Annotated in this window: 15 protein-coding genes; 3 read left to right on the top strand and 12 right to left on the bottom strand. The window is 68.0% G+C overall.

What is annotated here, in order from left to right:
- Window positions 1-127: 127 nt before the first annotated feature.
- The 8 genes from LRH25_RS00545 to LRH25_RS00580 form a co-directional block, all read right to left on the bottom strand.
- On the bottom strand, window positions 128-724 hold the full coding sequence (locus tag LRH25_RS00545; RefSeq protein WP_141287603.1) for a superoxide dismutase family protein: 597 nt from the start codon (window positions 722-724) through the stop codon (window positions 128-130).
- Window positions 725-868: 144 nt separating this feature from the next.
- On the bottom strand, window positions 869-1,591 hold the full coding sequence (locus tag LRH25_RS00550) for an ABC transporter ATP-binding protein (protein ID WP_141287602.1): 723 nt from the start codon (window positions 1,589-1,591) through the stop codon (window positions 869-871).
- Window positions 1,592-1,693: 102 nt separating this feature from the next.
- Window positions 1,694-3,622 (bottom strand): branched-chain amino acid ABC transporter ATP-binding protein/permease, encoded by a 1,929-nt coding sequence (locus tag LRH25_RS00555; RefSeq protein ID WP_141287601.1) that lies wholly within the window; start codon window positions 3,620-3,622, stop codon window positions 1,694-1,696.
- Between the two features lie 4 nt (window positions 3,623-3,626).
- Entirely contained in the window at window positions 3,627-4,502 is an 876-nt protein-coding gene (locus LRH25_RS00560; protein ID WP_141287600.1) for a branched-chain amino acid ABC transporter permease, read from the bottom strand.
- A 279-nt stretch (window positions 4,503-4,781) separates the two neighbouring features.
- On the bottom strand, window positions 4,782-6,029 hold the full coding sequence (locus LRH25_RS00565) for an ABC transporter substrate-binding protein (RefSeq protein ID WP_141287599.1): 1,248 nt from the start codon (window positions 6,027-6,029) through the stop codon (window positions 4,782-4,784).
- Between the two features lie 175 nt (window positions 6,030-6,204).
- Window positions 6,205-6,864 (bottom strand): response regulator transcription factor, encoded by a 660-nt coding sequence (locus LRH25_RS00570; RefSeq protein ID WP_141287598.1) that lies wholly within the window; start codon window positions 6,862-6,864, stop codon window positions 6,205-6,207.
- Window positions 6,845-8,257, bottom strand: coding sequence for a cache domain-containing protein (locus LRH25_RS00575; protein WP_231010008.1), 1,413 nt, complete (start codon window positions 8,255-8,257; stop codon window positions 6,845-6,847). Before LRH25_RS00575 ends, LRH25_RS00570 begins: the two co-directional genes overlap by 20 nt.
- Window positions 8,258-8,372: 115 nt before the next feature.
- Entirely contained in the window at window positions 8,373-8,870 is a 498-nt protein-coding gene (locus tag LRH25_RS00580; protein WP_231010009.1) for a GNAT family N-acetyltransferase, read from the bottom strand.
- Between the two features lie 285 nt (window positions 8,871-9,155).
- Between LRH25_RS00580 and LRH25_RS00585 the strand changes: the two genes are divergently transcribed.
- Entirely contained in the window at window positions 9,156-9,815 is a 660-nt protein-coding gene (locus tag LRH25_RS00585; protein ID WP_141288141.1) for a DsbA family oxidoreductase, read from the top strand.
- A gap of 32 nt (window positions 9,816-9,847) precedes the next feature.
- Here the strand turns inward: LRH25_RS00585 and LRH25_RS00590 are convergent, their stop codons facing one another.
- The gene (locus tag LRH25_RS00590) at window positions 9,848-11,737 is read right to left on the bottom strand and encodes an ATP-binding cassette domain-containing protein (protein ID WP_141288139.1); all 1,890 of its coding nucleotides are present in this window, start codon (window positions 11,735-11,737) and stop codon (window positions 9,848-9,850) included.
- A 318-nt stretch (window positions 11,738-12,055) separates the two neighbouring features.
- Here LRH25_RS00590 and LRH25_RS00595 point away from each other — a divergent pair, with 318 nt between their 5' ends.
- Window positions 12,056-13,963 (top strand): GGDEF domain-containing protein, encoded by a 1,908-nt coding sequence (locus LRH25_RS00595; protein ID WP_141288138.1) that lies wholly within the window; start codon window positions 12,056-12,058, stop codon window positions 13,961-13,963.
- Between the two features lie 32 nt (window positions 13,964-13,995).
- Here LRH25_RS00595 and gshB read toward each other — a convergent pair whose 3' ends face one another.
- Entirely contained in the window at window positions 13,996-14,958 is a 963-nt protein-coding gene (gene gshB, locus LRH25_RS00600) for a glutathione synthase (RefSeq protein WP_141288137.1), read from the bottom strand.
- Window positions 14,959-15,179: 221 nt separating this feature from the next.
- Here gshB and LRH25_RS00605 point away from each other — a divergent pair, with 221 nt between their 5' ends.
- Window positions 15,180-15,914, top strand: coding sequence for an outer membrane lipoprotein (locus LRH25_RS00605; RefSeq protein WP_231010010.1), 735 nt, complete (start codon window positions 15,180-15,182; stop codon window positions 15,912-15,914).
- Window positions 15,915-15,982: 68 nt separating this feature from the next.
- On the opposite strand, the gene LRH25_RS00610 is transcribed toward LRH25_RS00605, so the two are convergent.
- Both LRH25_RS00610 and LRH25_RS00615 read right to left on the bottom strand, forming a co-directional pair.
- On the bottom strand, window positions 15,983-17,155 hold the full coding sequence (locus LRH25_RS00610; protein WP_141288174.1) for a benzoate/H(+) symporter BenE family transporter: 1,173 nt from the start codon (window positions 17,153-17,155) through the stop codon (window positions 15,983-15,985).
- A gap of 111 nt (window positions 17,156-17,266) precedes the next feature.
- The gene (locus LRH25_RS00615; RefSeq protein WP_141288173.1) at window positions 17,267-19,150 is read right to left on the bottom strand and encodes a potassium transporter Kup; all 1,884 of its coding nucleotides are present in this window, start codon (window positions 19,148-19,150) and stop codon (window positions 17,267-17,269) included.
- Window positions 19,151-19,179 lie beyond the last annotated feature (29 nt).

Raw genomic sequence — 19,179 nt, forward strand, 5'->3', positions numbered from 1 at the left:
TTAAGCATCCTGGTCTTGGTTGCTGGATTCGCCGTCGCGGCAGTTGCGGTTTCGGGTTTGGCGGATCGATTCGCCGCTGCCGCGCGGCCTCGCGTGAGGCAAGGCCGCTGATAGTCAGCGCTTCGGCTCAGTGCCCGGCGATGACGCCACAAGCCACGCGCCCACCTGAATTGCCAGTCGGCTGCGTCGCGTAGTCGTCAGGGTTCGCGTGCACGATCACCGAGTGGCCGATGACGCTGGTGGGGCCGGCGGCGACGGTTGGGCCGTCGAGCATGAAGTGTTCGTCGGCGTTGCCGCTGGCGTCTGCGGTCAGGGCGGGGATGTCGCCGACGTGGTGGGCGGCGGCCTGCGGGCCATGGGGTTGGCCGGTGGGGTTGAAGTGGCCGCCGGCGCTCATGCCGTCGGGGCTGGCGCAGTCGCCCTTGTCGTGCAGGTGGAAGCCGTGCAGGCCGGGAGCCAGGCCGCTGAGCTTGGCGTGCACCATCAGGTGGCCATCCTTCTCATGGAACATCACGATGCCGCGCACGTTGCTGCCGGCGATCGGTGTGAGCGTGGCCACGGCCATCGAGCCCATGTGGCCCATGCCTTCCCTGCCGCCCATTCCCCCCATCCCGCCAGCACCGTGCTCATGCGCGGGCGGCGCGGCGCAGCCTGAGGCGAGGGCGGCTGCGGCGAGGGCCAGTGGCGAGATCAGGCGGGCGAGCGACGAGCTTGAACGGGTCATGAGGCGGCTCCTTGTGCACGAGGTGCTTGTTGGGATCGCCGACTATAGGAGCGCCCGTGGCAGCGTCACAAGCCGCCCAGCGCAAAGAGGCGACGACGCCCGCGCGCCTGGGCCTCTTGAGGGCTACCCGGAGCTGCTCGGCGCTCAGTGCCCGCCGCCCAGGTAGGCCGCCTTGACCGCAGGGTCGTTGCGCAATTTCTCGGCCCTGCCGTGCACCGCGATGCGGCCGTTCTCCAGCACGTAGCCGTAGTCGGCCACGGCCAGTGCTGCGGCGGCGAACTGCTCGACCAGCAGCATGGTGGTGCCGGCGGCTTTCAGGCGCTCGATGATGCGGAAGACCTCGTCGACCAGGATGGGGGCCAGGCCCATGGACGGTTCGTCCAGCAGCACGACTTCGGGGTTCAGCATCACCGCGCGGGCCATGGCCAGCATCTGCTGCTCGCCGCCGGAAAGCGTGCCGGCGAGCTGGGTGCGGCGCTCCTGCAGGCGCGGGAACAGCGCCATGGCTTTTTCCAGGTCTGCCGCCACGTCGCCCTTGGGGCGGCTGCCAGTGAGGCGCGGGAAGGCGCCGAGCAGCAGGTTGTCGGCCACGCTCATGGTGGCGAACACGCGCCGGCCTTCGGGCGAGTGGGCCAGGCCGAGGCGGGCGATGTGGTACGGCTCCAGGCCGTCGATGCGCTTGCCGTTCAGGTGGATCTCGCCGCCGGTGGGCGCGATCATGCCGCTCACGGCGCGCATGGTGGTGGTCTTGCCGGCGCCGTTGGAGCCGATCAGCGTGACGACCTGGCCTTTGGGCACGTCGATGGAAATGCCGTGCAGGACCTGGACTTTTCCGTAGCCGGCGCTGAGGTTGTGGATCGTCAACATTTCAGTTCCTTGCATGTGGGCGGGCCGAGCGCCGGGCCGCCCCAAGCCGGCCCGCATCCCCTTGGGGGATCGGCCGACGTACTCGTCGGACGAGGGGCACCATCAGCTCGCTTGGCCACCGAGGTAGGCCTCGATGACTTTTTCGTTGGCTTGCACTTCGGCCGGTCCGCCCTCGGCGATCTTCTGCCCGAAGTCCAGCACCGAGACGGTGTCGCACAGGCTCATCACCACGTCCATGTGGTGCTCGATCAGGATCACCGTGACGCCGTGTTCGCGGATCTTCTGGATGATGGCGCGCAGCGCGACGATGTCGGGCGCGGTGAGGCCCGCGGCGGGTTCGTCCAGCAGCAGCAGCTGAGGGTCCAAGGCCAGCGCGCGGGCAATCTCCAGCAGGCGCTGCTGGCCGTAAGGCAGGTTGCGCGCCTCCTCGCCGGCCAGCTCGCCCAGGCCCACGAAACGCAGCAGCGCCAGCGCACGCAGCCGGGCGGCGCGGTGCTCGCGCAGGTAGCGTGGCAGGTGCAGCGCCACGTCGATCAGGTTGGAACGGAAGCTGTGGTGCAGGCCGACCATCACGTTGTGCAGTGCGCTCATTTCGCCGAACAGCTGCACGTTCTGGAAGGTGCGGGCCACGCCGCGCTGGGCGATCTGCGCCGGGCTGAGGCCGGCCAGCGAATGGCCGGCGAACGCCACGCTGCCGGCGGTGGGCGTGTAGATGCCGGTGAGCACGTTCATCATCGTGCTCTTGCCCGAGCCGTTCGGGCCGATCAGGCCGTGGATGCTGCCGCGCCTGACGTTCAGGTCCACGTTGTTCAGCGCCTTCAGGCCGCCGAACTGCATCAGCACGCCGCTCGCGGCCAGCAGTTGCTCGCCGGTGGCACCACCGGCCTGGGTCAGCGCCTGTTGGCCGGGCGCAAGGGCTGCGACCTCGGCCGCCTCGTGCGAGGCATGGCTGCGCAGGCCCAGCGCGCCGCGCACAAAGCCGACGATGCCGTCCTGCAGGTAGTACACGACGAACAGCGTGATCAGCCCGAAGATGGACAGCCGCCAGTCCGTCATGCTTTGCAGCTTGAACGACACGGCGGCCAGCGCGATGGTGCCGATCACAGGAATGGCGGCGCTCTTGGGCTTGATCTTGCCGCGCTGCACGGCCACGCCCGCGGCGATGGCGACGATCACCGCCAGCGCCACCGAGGCGGTGCGGAACATCGCCAGGTCGTCCAGCAGCTTGGGCAGCAGCACGATGATGGCGGCGCCCAGCAGAGAACCGATGCGGCTCTTGCGCCCACCCATGATGACGGCGAGCAGGAACATCACCGTCAGCTCGAAGTTGTAGGTGTTGGGCGAGATGTACTGCTCGGAGTAGGCGTACAGCGCGCCCGCCAGGCCGGCGAGGCCGGCGCTGATCACGAAGGCATAGACCTTGTAGCGGTAGACCGAGACGCCCATGCAGTCCGAAGCCACCGGGCTGCCGCGCAGCGCCTCGAAGGCTCGGCCCAGGTGTGAGCGCAGGATGCGGTGCACCACCAGCAGCGAGGCCAGCAACAGCACGCCCACCAGCCAGTAGTACTCGGTCTCGTCCATGGTGTGGCCGAAGACGCTGGGCTTGGTCAGCGTGATGCCCATGGGCCCTTCGGTCAGGAAGCTCATCTCGTTGATGAGGATCTGGATGATGGTGCCAAAGGCCAGCGTGACCATGGCCAGGTACGGCCCGGTGACGCGCAGCGCCGGCAAGGCCAGCAGCGCGCCGAACACGGACGCCACCGCAATGGCCGCCGGCAGCGTGACCCACAGCGGCGCGCCCAGCTTCATCACCAGCACGCCTGCGGTGTACGCGCCAATGCCGAACAGGCCGGCGTGGCCCAGCGAGACTTGCCCGGTGTAGCCGACAACGATGTCCAGGCCGAACAGCACGATGGCGTAGATCAGGATGGTCTCGACCAGGTGCACGTAATACGGGTTGCCGACCATGGCCGGGAAGGCCGCCAGCAGGGCGATGCCCACGGCGATGGCCGCGATTTGAGGTGCCTTCATTGCGTCAGACTTTCTTGATCGCCGTCTTGCCGAACAGGCCGGCTGGCTTGAGTGCCAGCACGATCAGCAGCAGCACCAGGCCCGGCACGTCCTTGTAGCCGGTGGAGAGGTAGAAGCCGGTGGTCGTCTCGGCAATGCCGAGGATCAGCCCGCCAACGACGATGCCCATGCCGCTGGTCAGCCCGCCGATGATGGCGACCGCAAAGGCCTTCAGGCCCAGCACCGCGCCCATGGTGGCGCCGGTGAGGGTGAGCGGGGCGATCAGCACGCCGGCAAACGCGGCGGTCAGCGACGAGAGCGCGTACGAGAAGGTGATGACCAGGCTGGTGTTGATGCCCATCAGCTTGGCCGCGTCCCGGTCATTGAAGGTGGCGACCACGGCCTTGCCGTAGATGGTCTTGCGGTTGAAGAACTCGACCGCCAGCATCATCGCCAGTGCGCCGAAGACGACCAGCAGCTCCATCGGCAGCACGTTGGCGCCGAGGAATTTCATCGGCGACTCGGGCAGCGGCGACGGGAACTTCAGGTCGTCACGGCCCCAGATGTTCTCGGCCACGTTCTTGAAGATGATGCCCAGCGCGATGGTGGACATGATCCAGCCGAACTCGGACTTGATCTTGATGGCAGGCCGCACGCCGATGCGCTCGACCACCGCGCCCTGCGCCGCGCCGAACAGGCAGACGATGGGAATCATCAGCCAGTAGTTCACGCCCAGGCCGACCAGCGTGAGCCCGACCAGCGCGCCCAGCATCAGCGCGTCGCCCTGGCCGAAGTTCAGCGTGTCCGAGGTCGCGAAGGTCAGCTGGTAGCCGAACGCGATGACCGCGTAGATCATGCCCAGCGCAATGCCGCTGAACACGAGTTGGGTGAGGATCTGCATGGACTTCCTCTTCAATGAGGGATGGACCCTTCGACAGGCTCAGGGCGAACGGGCGGGGCGCAGCGGCCTCGCCAGTCATCTCGGCCACCACCGTTCGGGCTGAGCTTGGTCAAAGCCCTGGCCCTTCGACAAGCTCAGGGTGAACGGAAAACAAGGCACCTCTCCCCCGTTCGGGCTGAGCCTGTCGAAGCCTTGCGGGCGTGCCGCGCGGCCCTTCGACAGGCTCAGGGCGAACGGATGCGAAGCGCGGGGCGAACGGTGTGGGTGGCTGCGGTCGGCTTACTTCTTGACGGCCGTCAGCGCACCCTTGGCGTTGACGTCCTTCACGCGCACTTCCGAGGCCTTCTTGAAATCGGCTTCATAGGCGTAGACCACGCGCTGGCCCTTGACCTCGCCGAACACCGGGATGTTCACGGTGATGGCCTCGTGGTCGGTCTTGGTGAAGGGCTTGTTGTAGGTCGTGACCACGCCGTCCACCGGCGCCTTCAGGTCTTCCAGGGCTGCCTTGACCTTCGGGCCTTCGGTGCTGCCGGCCTGCTTGATGGCGGCAGCCAGCAGGTAGATCGAGTCGTAGCCCTGCGCGGCCGAGACCGGCGAATCGATGCGGCTGTTCTTCGGGTTGAAGGTCTTCAGGTAGGAGACGATGAAGGACTGGCGCTTGGGCGTCGTCGGCTCCTGGATGAAGGTTTGCGGCATGCGCGCGCCCTCGCCGCCGGGGCCGGCGTTGTCGATGTAGTTGGCCATCGACAGCGTCCAGCTGCCGATGATGGGCACCTTCCAGCCCAGCTTGGTCATGCCGTTGGCGATCTGCGCCAGCTCGGGGCCGATGCCGTAGGTCAGCACCGCTTCGGCGCCGGCTTCCTTGGCCTTCAACAGCTGCGGCGTCATGTCGACGTCCTTGATGTTGAACTTCTCTTCGGCGACCGGCTTGATGCCTTTGAGCTCCAGCGCCTTCACCAGGTCCTGCCGGCCGAGCTGGCCGTAGTTGGTCGAATCGGCCAGGATCGCGAGCTTCTTGTAGCCGCGGCGGGTGACCGCCTCTTCGACGATCATCGGCGCCTGGATGCTGTCGTGCGCGGCGTTGCGGAAGATGTAGTTCTCGGGCTGGTTGTCGAACTGGTGGGTGATGGCCGAGCCGGTGGCCACGTTGTTCATCACCGGAATCTTGGCTTCCTGGTAGAAGCGCTGCGAGGCCAGCGCCACGCCAGTGTTGATGTAGCCGACAGTGGCGGCGACCTTCTCCTTGTTGATCAGCTCCTGGGCGATCTGCACGCCGCGCTCGTTCTTGGCTTCGTCGTCACGCTCGACCAGTTCGATCTGCCGGCCCAGCACGCCGCCGGCCTTGTTGATCTCGTCGGTGGCCAGGCGCACGCCGTCGCGCATCGAAACGCCCATCGAGGACGAACCACCGGTGAACGGCCCTGCCACGCCGATCTTGATCGGGTCGGCGGCCTGTGCGCTGGCGAAGGCCGCGGCCAGCGCCAGGGTGATGAGGGGCAGGCGGAAATGCGTTGCTTGCGAGATCATCGGCTTGTCTCCGGATTGTGTGAAAGCGAGTGGAACGAGTGTGTAACTCCGCGCATCTGCGCGCCACCGCTGCAATACCTAGAGCCGATTCGCGGCTTTACGCACTCGTTTGCCCGCTCCGGTGAGACCCGATCAGGGAAAGCACCGCAACCTTTGCGGCACTGAAAAGCCGTGCTTAGCCACCGGTGCGCGCGGCGTTTTCTACTGCGTACTTGATCAGCTCGGCCTGGCCGGCGAGGTTGAGCTTGCGGCGGATGTTCTGCCGGTGCGACTCGACGGTGCGCACGCTCAGGTTCAGCGTGTTGGCGATCTGCTTGCTGGCCAGGCCCTGGCCGAGGAAGCTGAGCACATGCTGTTCGCGGTCTGACAGCAGCGGCCGTGCGCTGGGGCCGCGGAACAGGCGTGCAGCCATCGCCGGGCTGAGGAAGGTGCCACCGGCGTACACGGTGCGGATCGCGTGCAGGATCTCCGAGGATGGCGAGTCCTTCAGCACGTAACCGCGCGCGCCGGCCCGCAGCGCGCGCTGCGCGATCTCGGTGCCGTCGTGCATCGAGAGCATCAGCACCACGCGCTCCGGGTCCTCGTCCAGCAGCCTGGCGGTCAGGTCGATGCCGCTTTCGCCGCCCTTCATGCCCACGTCCATCAGCACCACGTCGGGCGCGCCATCTGGCGGGCAGTCGCGCAGGCGCGAGAGGGCTTCCGTGCTGTTGCCGGCCTCGGCGATCACCAGCAGGTCGTCGGCCATCGCGAACACGGCCTTCAGCCCATCGCGCACGACCGCGTGGTCGTCGACGATCATCAATTTGATCGGGCGTTCAGGGCTGTCGGTTGGCATTGGGTTCCTGTCGGGAAAAACGAGTGATCACGGCCTTGGGCACGTTGGCCAGCAGCAGCGTCTGGCCCGGGTGGGAGCTGATGCTGAGCGTGCCATCGATCGCGGCCAGGCGTTCGCGCATGTGGCGCAGGCCCAGGCCGCGGCTGGGGTGGCGCTGGAAGAATTCGGTGTCGAAGCCGCGGCCGTTGTCCTGCACGCGCAGCTGCAGGCCGGCCGGCGTGAAGTCCAGCTGCAGCTCGACGCGGGAGGCCGCGGCATGCTTCTCGATGTTGGCCAGCGCCTCCTGCGTGACGCGGAACAGCACGGTCTTGATGGCTTCGGGCAGGTCTTCGACAGCGCCATCGGTGCGCAGCGTGAAGCGCGTGGCGCTGTCGCCCCACATCTCCTGCGCCATCTGCGCCAGCGCGGCGGGCAGGCCCAGCGTGTCCAGCATCACGGGGCGCAGCCGGTGCGACATACCGCGCACCTCGACCAGCGCGTCGCGCAGCCGGTCCACCGCACGCTGCAGCGCGGTGCGCGCAGCCAGCGCGCGCTCGTCGCCCAGCTCGGCGGCGTTCAGGCGCTGCAGCGCCGATTCGGCCAGCAGCTTGACCGAGACCAGGGTCTGGCCGGTGCCGTCGTGCAGCTCTCGTGCGAGGTAGGCGCGCTCGCTTTCCTGCGAGCTGACGAGCTGGCGCGTCAGCAGCGTGAGCTTGGCGTCGGCCAAGCGCAGCTCGTGCATGTTCAGCCACAGGCCCACGCCGAAGATAAGCAGCAGCCCGGCCACGCTGATGCCGGCGATCCAGCGGGTCGTGGTGTTGACGCTGGCGGCCAGCTCCTCGTCCAGCTGGGCCAGCACCTGGTCCACGTCGTCCACGTACAGCCCCGTGCCGAACCACCAGTGCCAGCGCGGTAGCGGCGTGACATAGGCGACCTTGGCCGCGTCGGCATCGCTGGAAGGCTTGTGCCAGCTGTAGTCGACAAAGCCGCCGCCGGCCTTGGCCTTGTCCATCATCAGCTGGATCGGGAACTGGCCGTAGGCGTCGCGCAGGCGCCGCAGGTTGCGGCCCACCAGCTCGGGCTGGCGGGCGTGCATCAGGTTCACGCCCTCGTCGTTGTAGAGGAAGAAGTAGCCGTCGCTGCCGTAGTCCAGTGCGGCCAGCTGCCGCATCACCTGCTGCTTGATCTCGTCGTCGTCGCGGCCGGTGTTGTAGAGCGGGCTGATGGTGCTCAGCGCCATCGCCACGAAGTGCCGCAGCTCCGAACGCGCCGCCTCCATGTACGCGCTCTTGACCAGCGCCTGCTGCCGCTTGGCCAGCAGTTCCTCCTGGTGGCGTTGGGCCACCGCGATCAGGCTCATGGCCGCGATCAGCGGCGTCATCGCCAGCAGGACGACCTTGTGGGTGAGGCGCATGCGTCAGTCGAAGGGGTACACAGAACGCTTCACGACGCAGCCGGCGCCGGGCCGCCCCAAAGCGGCTGCGCAACCCGCTCGGCGGGTGGCTTCGCGTATTCGCGAAGCCGGGTGCTCAAAGTTCGGCCTTCAGGTAGTGCGCGCCCGGAACAGGGTTGAAGTAATACGGGGGGATCTCTTCAAAGCCCAGCGAGGTGTAGAGGCCGCGGGCGGATTCCATCTCGTCCAGCGTGTCCAGCAGCATGCAGGAGTAGCCGGCCTGGTGGGCGTTGTCCATCAGCGCCTGGGCCAGCAGCCGGCCCAGGCCGAAGCGCCGGAAGGCGCGGCGCACGTAGAGCCGTTTCATCTCGCAGGCGTTGGCGTAGTCGGCCTCGGCGCAGGGGCGAAAAGCGCCGCAGCCGGCCAGTGCGCCGTCCACATAGGCCAGCAGCAGGTGGCCGGCAGGGCCGGCGTATTCGCCCGGCAGCGCGGCCAGCTCCTGCTCGAAGTCCTGGAAGGCGAGGTCGATGCCCAGGCCGTCAGCGTATTCGCGGAAGATGGTGCGCGTCGCGTCCAGCGCGTCAGGCGTTTGCGGGCAGATCAGCAGGATCTCGGGTGGGTCGTTTGGGGACACCGGGCGTCGGGCGGCGAGCAGCGCGCCAAAAGCAAGCGGAAGCGCCAGTCTAGCGGGCAGAGCACCCATCGGGATCCTCCAAAGGTTCGGGATTCCCCGCCATGAGACATGGGGCACCCGGTCCCGCGAAATACGCGAGACCACCCGCCGCGCGGGTGGCTAGGGCCTGTTAACGCTACGGCACCCCTTGCCGTAGCGTTAACAGGCCCTAGGCCGCTTGGGGCGGCCCGGCGCGGCCAAGCCCCAAGTCCTGCCGCCAATCAAGGCTTTGCCATGCCCGGAACAATGGCGCGCATGAAGATCGACTTTGTCTCCGACGTTTCCTGCCCCTGGTGCATCATCGGCCTGCAGTCGCTGCAGCAGGCGCTGGAACGCATCGGGCCCGAGCTGCCAGTCTCGCTGCACTTCCAGCCTTTCGAGCTGAACCCGCAGATGGCGGCGGAGGGCGAAGACATTGGCGAGCACCTGCAGCGCAAGTACGGCGCCAGCGCGGCGCAGAGCGAGGCCAGCCGCGAGAACATCCGCCAGCGCGGCGCGGCGCTGGGCTTCGAGTTCCGCATGGACAAGCGCGCGCGCATCTACAACACCTTCGACGCGCACCGCCTGCTGCACTGGGCCGGCGAGCAGGCAGACGGCCTTCAACTGGCGTTGAAGAAAGCCTTGTTCAGCGCCTACTTCACCGAAGGCAAGAACCCGGGCGACTTTGCGGTGCTGCTGGACGCGGCCGAAGCCGTGGGCCTGGACCGCGAGGCCGCCGAGACGGTGCTGAAGAGCGACACCTACGCTGTCGAGGTGCGCGAGCTGGAAGCCTACTGGCAGCAGGCCGGCATCCACTCGGTGCCGGCGGTCATCATCAACGACCGCCACCTGATCTCCGGCGGCCAGCCACCCGAGGTGTTCGAGAAGGCGTTGCGGCAAATCGCCGCCGAAACCACTTCGGCCTGATCCCGCAGGGCGCCGGGCCGCCGGGTGCACGATCAGCCCCGCGTTGACAGTGCTTCCCAGCGCTCCATCGCTTCGAGCAGTTCTTCGTCCAGCGCTGCATGGCGCTGCGTGACCTCGGCGATGCGCTTGGCGCCCTGGCTGTAAAGCTCGGTGCCGGCCAGCATCGCGGCCAGCTGGGCCATCTCTTTTTCGATGGCGTCGATGCGCGCGGGCAGTTCGCCCAGTTCGCGCTGCTCCTTGAAGCTGAGCTTGCGCTTCTCCGCGACGGGCTGCGCTGCCACCGGCGCGGCAACCGGTGCCGGTGGCGTGGGCGCAGGGGCCGAGGAACGCGCGGCCTGCGCACGAACCTGCGCGGTGCGCGCGGCCTGGGCCTGCCAGTCGGCAATGCCGCCTTCGTACTCGCGCCACTGGCCATTGCCTTCGGCGACCAGCGTGCTGGTGACGACGTTGTCGACGAAGCGCCGGTCGTGGCTGACCAGGAAGACGGTGCCGTCGTAGTCCTGCAGCAGCTCTTCGAGCATTTCCAGGGTTTCGATGTCCAGGTCGTTGGTCGGCTCGTCCAGCACCATCACGTTGGCCGGGCGGGCGAACAGGCGGGCCAGCAGCAGCCGGTTGCGCTCGCCGCCGGAGAGGCTCTTGACGGGCGAGTTGGCGCGCGCCGGGGCGAACAGGAAGTCGCCCAGGTAGCTCATCACGTGCTTGCGCTGGTTGCCGATCTCGATCCACTCGCTGCCGGGGCTGATGGTGTCGGCCAGCGTGGCCTCCATGTTCAGCGCCTCGCGCATCTGGTCGAAATAGGCGACCTGGATCTTGCTGCCTTGCAGCACGCTGCCGCTGTCGGGCGCCAGCTCGCCGAGGATGAGCTTGAGCAGGGTCGTCTTGCCGGCGCCGTTCGGGCCGATCAGGCCGATCTTGTCGCCGCGCAGCACGGTGCTGGAGAAATTGCGCACCACCTGCTTGTCGCCGTAAGCCTTGTTGACGTCTTCCAGCCGCGCGACGATTTTGCCGCTGGCGCCGCCGGTGTCCACGTCCAGCCGCACGCCGCCGATCACGTCGCGCCGCGCGGCGCGGGTTTCGCGCAGCTTCTCCAGCCGGCCGATGCGGGCCACGCTGCGGGTGCGGCGGGCTTCCACGCCCTTGCGGATCCAGACTTCTTCCTGCGCCAGCAACTTGTCGGCGCGGGCGTTCTGCAGCGCCTCGGCTTCCAGCTCGCGCTGCTTGGCGGCCTCGAAGGCGGCGAAGTTGCCGGGGTAGCTGCGCAGCTGCCCGCGGTCCAGCTCGACGATGCGGGTGGTCACGGCGTCCAGGAAGGCGCGGTCGTGGGTGATCAGCAGCAGCGCGCCGCGGAAGTTATTGAGCAGGCCGGCCAGCCAGTCGATGGCGTTCAGGTCCAGGTGGTTGGTCGGCTCGTCGAGCAGCAGCACGTCGGGCGTGGCAACCAGCGCGCGGCCCAGCGCCACGCGCTTGCGCAGGCCGCCGGAGAGCGTGTCCACGACGGTGTCGGGGTTCAGGTCCAGGCGGTGGATGGTCTCGTCCACGCGCTGTTCCCAGTTCCAGCCGTCCAGCGCTTCGAGGCGGGTCTGCAGCGCGTCCAGATCCTCGCCGTCGGCATGGGCCTCGTAGCGTTCGCGGATGGCCTTGGCCTCGGCCACGCCTTCGCTGATGGTCTCGAAGATGGTGGCGCCGGGGCGCAGGTGCGGCTCCTGCGGCACGTATTCGCGGCGGATGCCGGTCTGGATCTGCATCACGCCGTCGTCCGGTTTCTCCAGACCGGCGAGGATCTTCAGCAGCGAGGACTTGCCGGCGCCGTTGCGGCCGATCAGGCCGGTGCGCTCGCCCATGTCCAGGGTCAGGTCGGTGCCGTTGAGCAGCGGCACATGGCCAAAAGCGAGGTGGGCGTTGGAAAGGGTGATCAGGGCCATGGGAGCTGCCGGAGGCAAAAAGCAAGAAGGCCGGCCGGTCGGCACGGAAGGTGGCGCAGCGCGCGCAAGCCACGCGCCGGCCAACCGGGGATTATCCGGGCTGGACAGCGCGCCGTGTTGGCTGCGGGCATCTGCCGCCAGTTGAAGCTGCAGCCAGCCGGCCCCGGCGCCACTTGTTGGCAGTCTGGCCCGATTTGAAATAAATGGGGTCAGACTCCCTTTTCCGTTCCGCTCAAGTCAGGCCGCCAGGGGCCGAGAAAGGGGTTGGACACCTCTGCCATGCCTGCTTTCCCCCTCCTTTCTCCTGGCGCCGCCGCCATGGCTGCGCTGCTGCGCGCCGGGCTGCTGGTGCTGGCGTTGCTGTGGGCCTGCGGCGTGCAGGCGCGGCCGGCGATCTGGCAGCAGCAGGACGCGCTGGTGTTGGACGATCCTCACGCCGCGGAGCGTTGGACGCAGCACGAACTCGCGGCCGCGCGAGTTGCCGGTGATGTCGATGCCGAGTTCTGGCTGCTGCTGGGCGCCGCGAGCGTGCAAGACCAGCTGGAAGACACACCCGCGCAGCTGGCGCTGCTGCACCAGGCCGAGGCATTGATGAATGCTTGGCCCGGGGCGGGCGAGCTGCACAAGGCCTGGCTGGCCCAGGCGATGATCCTGGCAGACCTGCGTGAGAAGCCTGCCGCCGAGATCGCCGCGCGCATTGCCGCGCTGCGCCGCCAGATCGAACCGCTGGAGGCTTCGGACCTGCAGTGCGAGCTGGCGTCGCTGGACATGTGGGCCATGGTGTACGCCGGCAACAATGACGAGGCCTGGGTGGCGGGCGAGGCGCTGGAGCGCTGTGCGCATGCGGTGGGCAGCCTGGACCAGGAAGTCTCGGCGCTGCTGCAACTGGGCAGCTTGACCAGCCAGGTCAGCGGCAAGGTGCCGGCAGCCGGGAAGGGCGAGGACTATTTCCGCCGTGCGCTGGCGCTGCTGGGCGACCGGCCGGCGCGCTTCATGCGCAGCCTGCTGGAATGGCAGCTGGGCAATGCGCTGGTGTATTCGCGCCAGCTGCAGCAGGCCCGGGACCACTACGAGGCTGCGCTGGTGCTCAGCCGCGACCTGCAGGACGAGGCAGGCATTGCGGCGGCATTGATCAAGGTGGGCGAGCGGGTGCTGGACGACGGCAATGCCGAGGCCAGCCTGAGCATGGCGCGCGATGCCCAGGCCCTGATGGAGGCGCAGCACAACGAGGGCCGACTGATGGCGGCACACGTGCTGGTGCTGCGCTCGTTGACGGCGCTGCGCCGGCCGGACGTCCTGCAGGCGATCGAGCAGGCAAGGCCGTTGGACGCGCCCGAGCGCATCGCGTCACGCCGCATCGAACTGGCCACGGCGATGGCCGAAGGCTTTGCGTCTCAAGGCCTCTACGCCAAGGCCTATGCCGAACTGACCCGCGCCAACCTGCTGCGCAACGAGGCCAAGGAAACCTTGCGCGACAGCCAGATGCTGCGCCTGCAGGCGCGCTACGAAGGCGCGCGCCTGGACGCGGAAAACGCCGACCTGCGCCGCCGCTCCGAAACCGCGCACCTGGAGCTGGTGGCACAGGCTGCCACACGCCGCGCCTTGTGGGCCGCACTGCTGGCTTTGCTGGTGATGCTGGCTGGCGCCGCAGTGCTGGTGGTGCGCGGCTGGCGCAAGCGGCGTCACCTGGCCGAACTGGCCTTGCGCGACGAGCTGACCGGGCTGCCGAACCGGCGCGCGATCAAGGCTGCTGGTGAGGCGCAGCTCGCGCAGGCCCGCCAATGGCAGCTGCCTTTCAGCGTGGCGCTGATCGACCTGGACCATTTCAAGCAGGTCAACGACCGCCTGGGCCATGCCGCCGGTGACGCGGTGCTGCAGGCGCTGGCCGCAGCGGCCGGCAGGGTGCTGCGCGGGCAGGACCGGTTGGGTCGCCTGGGTGGCGAAGAGTTTTTGCTGCTGATGCCGGGTACCACGCTGAGCGAGCTGAACGCGGTGTTCGACCGGCTGCGTGCGACTTTTGCCGCCTGCGAGATTGCGGGCCTGCCGTCGCCGCACGGCGTGCGGTTTTCGATGGGCGGCGCCGAATGGCAGCCCGGCACCGACTCGCTGGCCGCGCTGATCGACGCGGCGGACCAGGCGCTCTACGTGTCCAAGGCCGCGGGCCGGGACCAGCTTTCGCTGGCCGAGCCGGCGACGGTGCTGCTGCGCATGGCTGTGCCGGCCTGACGCCAGCCGGCTCCGACGCCCGGTCCGACCGGTCAGCCTCGGCGCGCGCCAGTTTCCAGGGCGTCCACGAACAGCGCCGCCACGTCCACGCCGGTCTGGTTGGTGATTTCCTGGAAGCCTGTCGGGCTGGTGACGTTGATCTCGGTCAGGTTGTCGCCAATCACGTCCAGGCCGATCAGCATCAGCCCGCGCGGCGCCAGCACCGCGCCGATGGTGCGTGCGATTTCCTCGTCCCGCGCACTGATGGGCTGGGCCACGCCCTTGCCGCCGGCCGCCAGGTTGCCCCGCACCTCGCCGCCCTGCGGAATGCGCGCCAGGCAGTGCGACACCGGCTCGCCGCCAATCACCAGCACCCGCTTGTCGCCGGCTTCGATGGCTGGCAGGAAGCGCTGGACCATGATGGTCTGCGCGCCGTCGCGGTTCAGCGTCTCGATGATGCTGCCCAGGTTCAGCCCGTCGTCCTTGACGCGGAAGATGCCCATGCCGCCCATGCCGTCCAAGGGCTTCAGGATGATGTCGCGGTGCTCGGCGTGGAACTCGCGCACGTCGGCAGCAGCGCGGGTCACCAGCGTGGGCGGGGTGAACTGCGGGAATTCGAGGATGGCGAGTTTTTCGGGATGGTCTCGCAGCGCGCGGGGCGAGTTGAAGACCCGCGCGCCTTCGGCTTCGGCGCGTTCCAGCAGGTGGGTGGCGTAGAAGTATTCGCTGTCGAACGGCGGGTCCTTGCGCATCACCACGGCGTCGAAGCTGGCCAGGTGGCGCACCAGTTCCGGGCCGGCTTCGAACCAGTCGTGCACGTCTTTGCCGGAGCGGCCGGTCAGCGTGACCTGGCGCAGGCGCGCCTGCACGGAGCCGCCGCTGCGCCAGTGCAGGTCCTGCGGGCCGCAGGCGAACAGCACATGGCCGCGCCGCTGGGCTTCGCGCATCATCGCGAAGGTGGTGTCCTTGTAGGTCTTGAAGTGATCCAGCGCGTCGGCGACAAAAAGCAGGTTCATGGCGGCAGCCCGTGACAAACTGAGGCGCAGTGTGCCCTGAAGCGTCAGCCGTTGCCGGCGGGTTCGGGCTTGACCTCTGGCGGCTGAAGCATTCTGATACCGGTTGAGCGTCAGCCGAACGGCCTGGATTGCGTTATACCCACAGGCTTCAAGCCTTCAACGTCGTACCCGCAGGTACCCCACAGTATTTGCCCCACAGCCTCCCGGAGGAGCTGACAACAATGAACCCCTCAACCACTGTTCCCTCGTCTTCCGCCAGTTCCGGCCTGCCGCGCGCGGTCTGGGTCGCTGGCGGCCTGATGGCCGTCGCCATCGCGGCGCTGGCCGGCACTGTCGTCTGGCAGCGCAGCCAGATCTCTGCCGCGCCGACCAGCGAAGTGGCCACGCTGCCGGCCACCCCCGCAACCTTGCTGGACGATGCGGCCAGCGCGCCGATGGCGGCCGCACCGGCGCCAGTGCCGCAGCAGGCCGAAGTGGTCGAGCCGGCCGTGAAGCCAGTGGCTGCCGTCAAGCACGCGACGCCGAAACCGACGAAGCCTGCCAACGCGTACCCGGCTGACACCACCACCGCCAAGGCGGAGGACTACCCGGTCGAAGCACCGCCGGCACCGCCCGCACCGGTGATCTGCGCGACCTGCGGCACGATCGAGTCGGTCGAGACGGTGACGGTTGAAGGCAAGGGCTCTGGCGCTGGCGCCGTGGCTGGCGGCGTGGCCGGTGCCGTGATCGGCAACCAGTTCGGCAAGGGCGGCGGCCGCACTGCGGCCCGCCTGCTGGGCGCGGTCGGTGGCGCGTTTGCCGGCAATGCCATCGAGAAGCACGCCCGCACCGAAACCGTCTACCGCATGCACGTGCGCATGGACGATGGCACCCGCCGCACCATCACCCAGCCGCAGCCGGTCTCGGTCGGCACCGCGGTGACGGTGGAGGGCAATTCGATGCGCGTCGGCCACTGAAGCCGGACGGCATCTGCCAATGAGAAAAGGGCCTGCGGGCCCTTTTCTCATGGCGGGACGAATCTCCCTCAGCCAGCCTGCCGTCTGGCGCTGCTGAGCAAGGCCACGGCACCCGCGATGACGCCCCAGAACGCCGAGCCGATGCCGAAGAAGCTCAGGCCCGACAGCGTGACCAGGAAGGTCAGCAAGGCCGCGTCGCGGTGGCGTTCGGCGTTCAGCGCGTTGGCCAGCCCGGCGCCAATCGTGCCCAGCAGCGCCAGCCCGGCCACCGCGATCACCAGTTCCTTCGGGAACGCGCCCAGCAGCCCGGCCACCGCACCGCCGGCCAGGCCGACGACGATGTAGAACACGCCCGCCGCGGCAGAGGCCATGTAGCGTCGCGCCGGGTCTTCGTGCGCCTCGCGGCCCATGCAGATGGCTGCGGTGATGGCTGCCAGGTTCAGCGCGTAACCGCCGAATGGCGCGAGCAGCAGCGAGGCGACGCCGGTGGCACCCACGGTGGGGGAAACAGGAATCTGAAACCCCGCGGCCCGTTGCGCCGCCACGCCGGGCAGGTTCTGCGAAGCCATGGTCACGACGAACAAGGGCAGGCCGACCCCGATCAGGGCATGGGCTGAGAACTGCGGGGTGGTCCATGCCGGCCGGGCCCAGCCCCAGGGCACGTCGCCCAGGTGCAGCAGGCCTTGCGCCGCTGCCAGTGCGATGCCGGCTGCCAGCACGCCGGGCACCGCATAACGCGGCCACCACCGCCGTCCCGCGAGGAAGGCCGCGGCCATGCCCAGCACCAGCAGCGGCTGGGCATGGCTGGCCAGCACCGCGTCCAGCGCAAAACGCGCCAGCACGCCGGCCAGCAAGGCCGAGGCAATGGCCATCGGGATGCGGTCCATGATGCGTTCGAACCAGCCGGTGTAGCCGACGATGGCGATCAGCAGCGCACAGGCCATGAAGGCGCCAATCGCCTCGGCCATCGGCACGCCCTGGGTCGCGGCAATCAGTGCGGCGCCCGGCGTGGACCAGGCGGTCAGCACCGGCTGGCGGTACCAGAGCGACAGGCCCAGGCTGGTGAAGCCCATGCCCAGCCCGAGCGCCCAGATCCACGAGGCTGTCTGCGCTGGCGTCGCGCCCAGCGCCTGGGTCGCGGCGAAGATCAGCGCGACCGAGCTGGTGAAGCCGACGAGCACGGCGACGAAGCCCGCCACGACGGTGGAGAACGAAAGGTCCCGCAGAAGAGATCGTTTCATCGGTGATGGCGTAGCAACAGCACGCTGCGGCCGAGGGGGATTCGGCGCCGGGCCGCCCCAAGCCGAATCGCGCCCCTCGGGGGCAGGAGCGCAGCGACTGGGGGGCTCAATTCAAATCTCGACCTTTGCGCCCAACTCGACGATGCGGTTCGAGGGCAGGTTCAGGAAGTCGGCCATGTCGGTGGCGTTGCGGTGCATGCTGGCGAACAGCTTCTCGCGCCACATGGCCATGCCGTCGCCGAAGGTCGGGATCACGGTTTCGCGCGACAGGAAATAGCTGGTGTCCATGTCGTCCATCGGCACGCCGCGGCCTTCGAGCAGTCGCAGCGCCTCGGGCACGTCCGGGTCGTTCTTGAAGCCGAAGTTCAGCGTGATCTGCCAGCAGTCATGTCCCATGGAATGGATGGACAGGCGCTTGTCGAAGCCGACCCAGGGCACTTCGTGATGCCGCACCGTGACGAACAGGTTGTGCTCGTGCAGCACCTTGTTGTGCTTGAGGTTGTGCATCAGCGCATTGGGCGTGAGGCCTTCCTCGGCAACCAGGAAAACTGCCGTGCCGGACACGCGCACCGGAGGGCTGACGAACACCGCTTCGAGGAAGCCTTCGAGCTCGATGGCGTCGTCCCGCACGCGGTGGCGCATGATGGTCCGGCCCTGTTTCCAGGTCAGCATCAGCAGGAACATGCCCGAGCCGATCACCAGCGGGAACCAGCCGCCGGCGATCAGCTTGAGCAGGTTGGACAGGAAGAAGGTCAGGTCGATGACAAAGAAGAAACCGGTCACCGCGATGCACAGCAGCAGCGGGTAGCGCCAGCCGTAGCGGATCACGAAGAAGGTCATCACCGTGGTGATGGTCATGTCCAGCGTGACGGCAATGCCGTAGGCCGAAGCCAGCGTGGACGAGCTCTTGAACAGCGCCACCGCCAGCACGATGAAGACGAACAGGCCCCAGTTGACGAAGGGCACGTAGATCTGGCCGGTGTCGCGCACGGAGGTGTGGCGGATCGTCATGCGCGGCAGGATGCCGAGCTGCATGGCCTGCTTGGTGACGGAGAAGGCGGCCGAGATCAGCGCCTGCGAAGCGATCACGGTGGCGGCGGTGGCCAGGAACACCAGCGGCAACTGGGCCCAGGCCGGCGCCATCATGTAGAACGGGTTTTCGACCGCCTCCGGGTGCTCCAGCAGCATCGCACCCTGGCCGAAATAGTTGATCACCAGCGCCGGCATTACCATGCTGTACCAGGCAATGCGAATGGGCTTGCGGCCGAAGTGGCCCATGTCGGCATACAGCGCTTCGCCGCCGGTCACGCACAGCACGACCGCGCCCAGTGCGACGAACGACACCAGCGGCTGGTCGATGCAGAACCTCGCGGCATGCAGCGGGTTCAGCGCCACCAGCACCGCGGGGTTCTCGATGATGTGCGGCAGGCCCAGCCAGATCAGCACGCCGAACCAGACCAGCGTGATCGGCCCGAAGAATTTGCCAATGCCGCCGGTGCCAAAGCGCTGCACCGAGAACAGGCCGGTCAACACGATCAGCGTGATCGGGATGATGAAGCTGTGCAGCCCGGGCGCCGCGACCTCCAGGCCCTCGACGGCAGACAGCACCGAGATGGCCGGCGTGATGACGCCGTCGCCATAAAAGATCGCGGTGCCGAACAGGCCGACGACCATCAGCACCCGCCGCAGCCGCGGCCGGTCGCGCACGGCCGTCGTGGCCAGTGCCAGCATCGCGATCAAGCCGCCTTCGCCGTTGTTGTCCGCCCGCAGGATCAGCAGCACATACTTCAACGAGACGATGATGGTCATCGTCCAGAAGATGAGGCTCAGCACCCCCAGTACATTGCCCTGCGTGGCCGGCACATGCCCTGCATGAAAGACTTCCTTGAGCGCGTACAGCGGGCTGGTGCCGATGTCGCCATAGACCACACCCAGCGCGGCCAGCGTCAGGGCGGCCAGCGCGGCGGGTGACTTTGGGGTGGCGGATGAACTCAAGCGCGGACTCGGCGAAACGGAGCCGCTAT

The organism is Ideonella azotifigens (assembly GCF_021043325.1).
GTDB lineage: Bacteria > Pseudomonadota > Gammaproteobacteria > Burkholderiales > Burkholderiaceae_C > Ideonella > Ideonella azotifigens.

What these genes read in the sequence shown, in the direction of transcription:
- LRH25_RS00570 (WP_141287598.1), bottom strand. Translation starts at nt 6,864, where the DNA reads ATGCCAACCGACAGCCCTGAACGCCCGATCAAATTGATGATCGTCGAC.
- LRH25_RS00610 (WP_141288174.1), bottom strand. Translation starts at nt 17,155, where the DNA reads ATGAAACGATCTCTTCTGCGGGACCTTTCGTTCTCCACCGTCGTGGCG.
- LRH25_RS00575 (WP_231010008.1), bottom strand. Translation starts at nt 8,257, where the DNA reads ATGCGCCTCACCCACAAGGTCGTCCTGCTGGCGATGACGCCGCTGATC.
- LRH25_RS00605 (WP_231010010.1), top strand. Translation starts at nt 15,180, where the DNA reads ATGAACCCCTCAACCACTGTTCCCTCGTCTTCCGCCAGTTCCGGCCTG.
- LRH25_RS00550 (WP_141287602.1), bottom strand. Translation starts at nt 1,591, where the DNA reads ATGTTGACGATCCACAACCTCAGCGCCGGCTACGGAAAAGTCCAGGTC.
- LRH25_RS00595 (WP_141288138.1), top strand. Translation starts at nt 12,056, where the DNA reads ATGGCTGCGCTGCTGCGCGCCGGGCTGCTGGTGCTGGCGTTGCTGTGG.
- LRH25_RS00590 (WP_141288139.1), bottom strand. Translation starts at nt 11,737, where the DNA reads ATGGCCCTGATCACCCTTTCCAACGCCCACCTCGCTTTTGGCCATGTG.
- LRH25_RS00560 (WP_141287600.1), bottom strand. Translation starts at nt 4,502, where the DNA reads ATGCAGATCCTCACCCAACTCGTGTTCAGCGGCATTGCGCTGGGCATG.
- LRH25_RS00585 (WP_141288141.1), top strand. Translation starts at nt 9,156, where the DNA reads ATGGCGCGCATGAAGATCGACTTTGTCTCCGACGTTTCCTGCCCCTGG.
- LRH25_RS00545 (WP_141287603.1), bottom strand. Translation starts at nt 724, where the DNA reads ATGACCCGTTCAAGCTCGTCGCTCGCCCGCCTGATCTCGCCACTGGCC.
- LRH25_RS00565 (WP_141287599.1), bottom strand. Translation starts at nt 6,029, where the DNA reads ATGATCTCGCAAGCAACGCATTTCCGCCTGCCCCTCATCACCCTGGCG.
- LRH25_RS00555 (WP_141287601.1), bottom strand. Translation starts at nt 3,622, where the DNA reads ATGAAGGCACCTCAAATCGCGGCCATCGCCGTGGGCATCGCCCTGCTG.
- gshB (WP_141288137.1), bottom strand. Translation starts at nt 14,958, where the DNA reads ATGAACCTGCTTTTTGTCGCCGACGCGCTGGATCACTTCAAGACCTAC.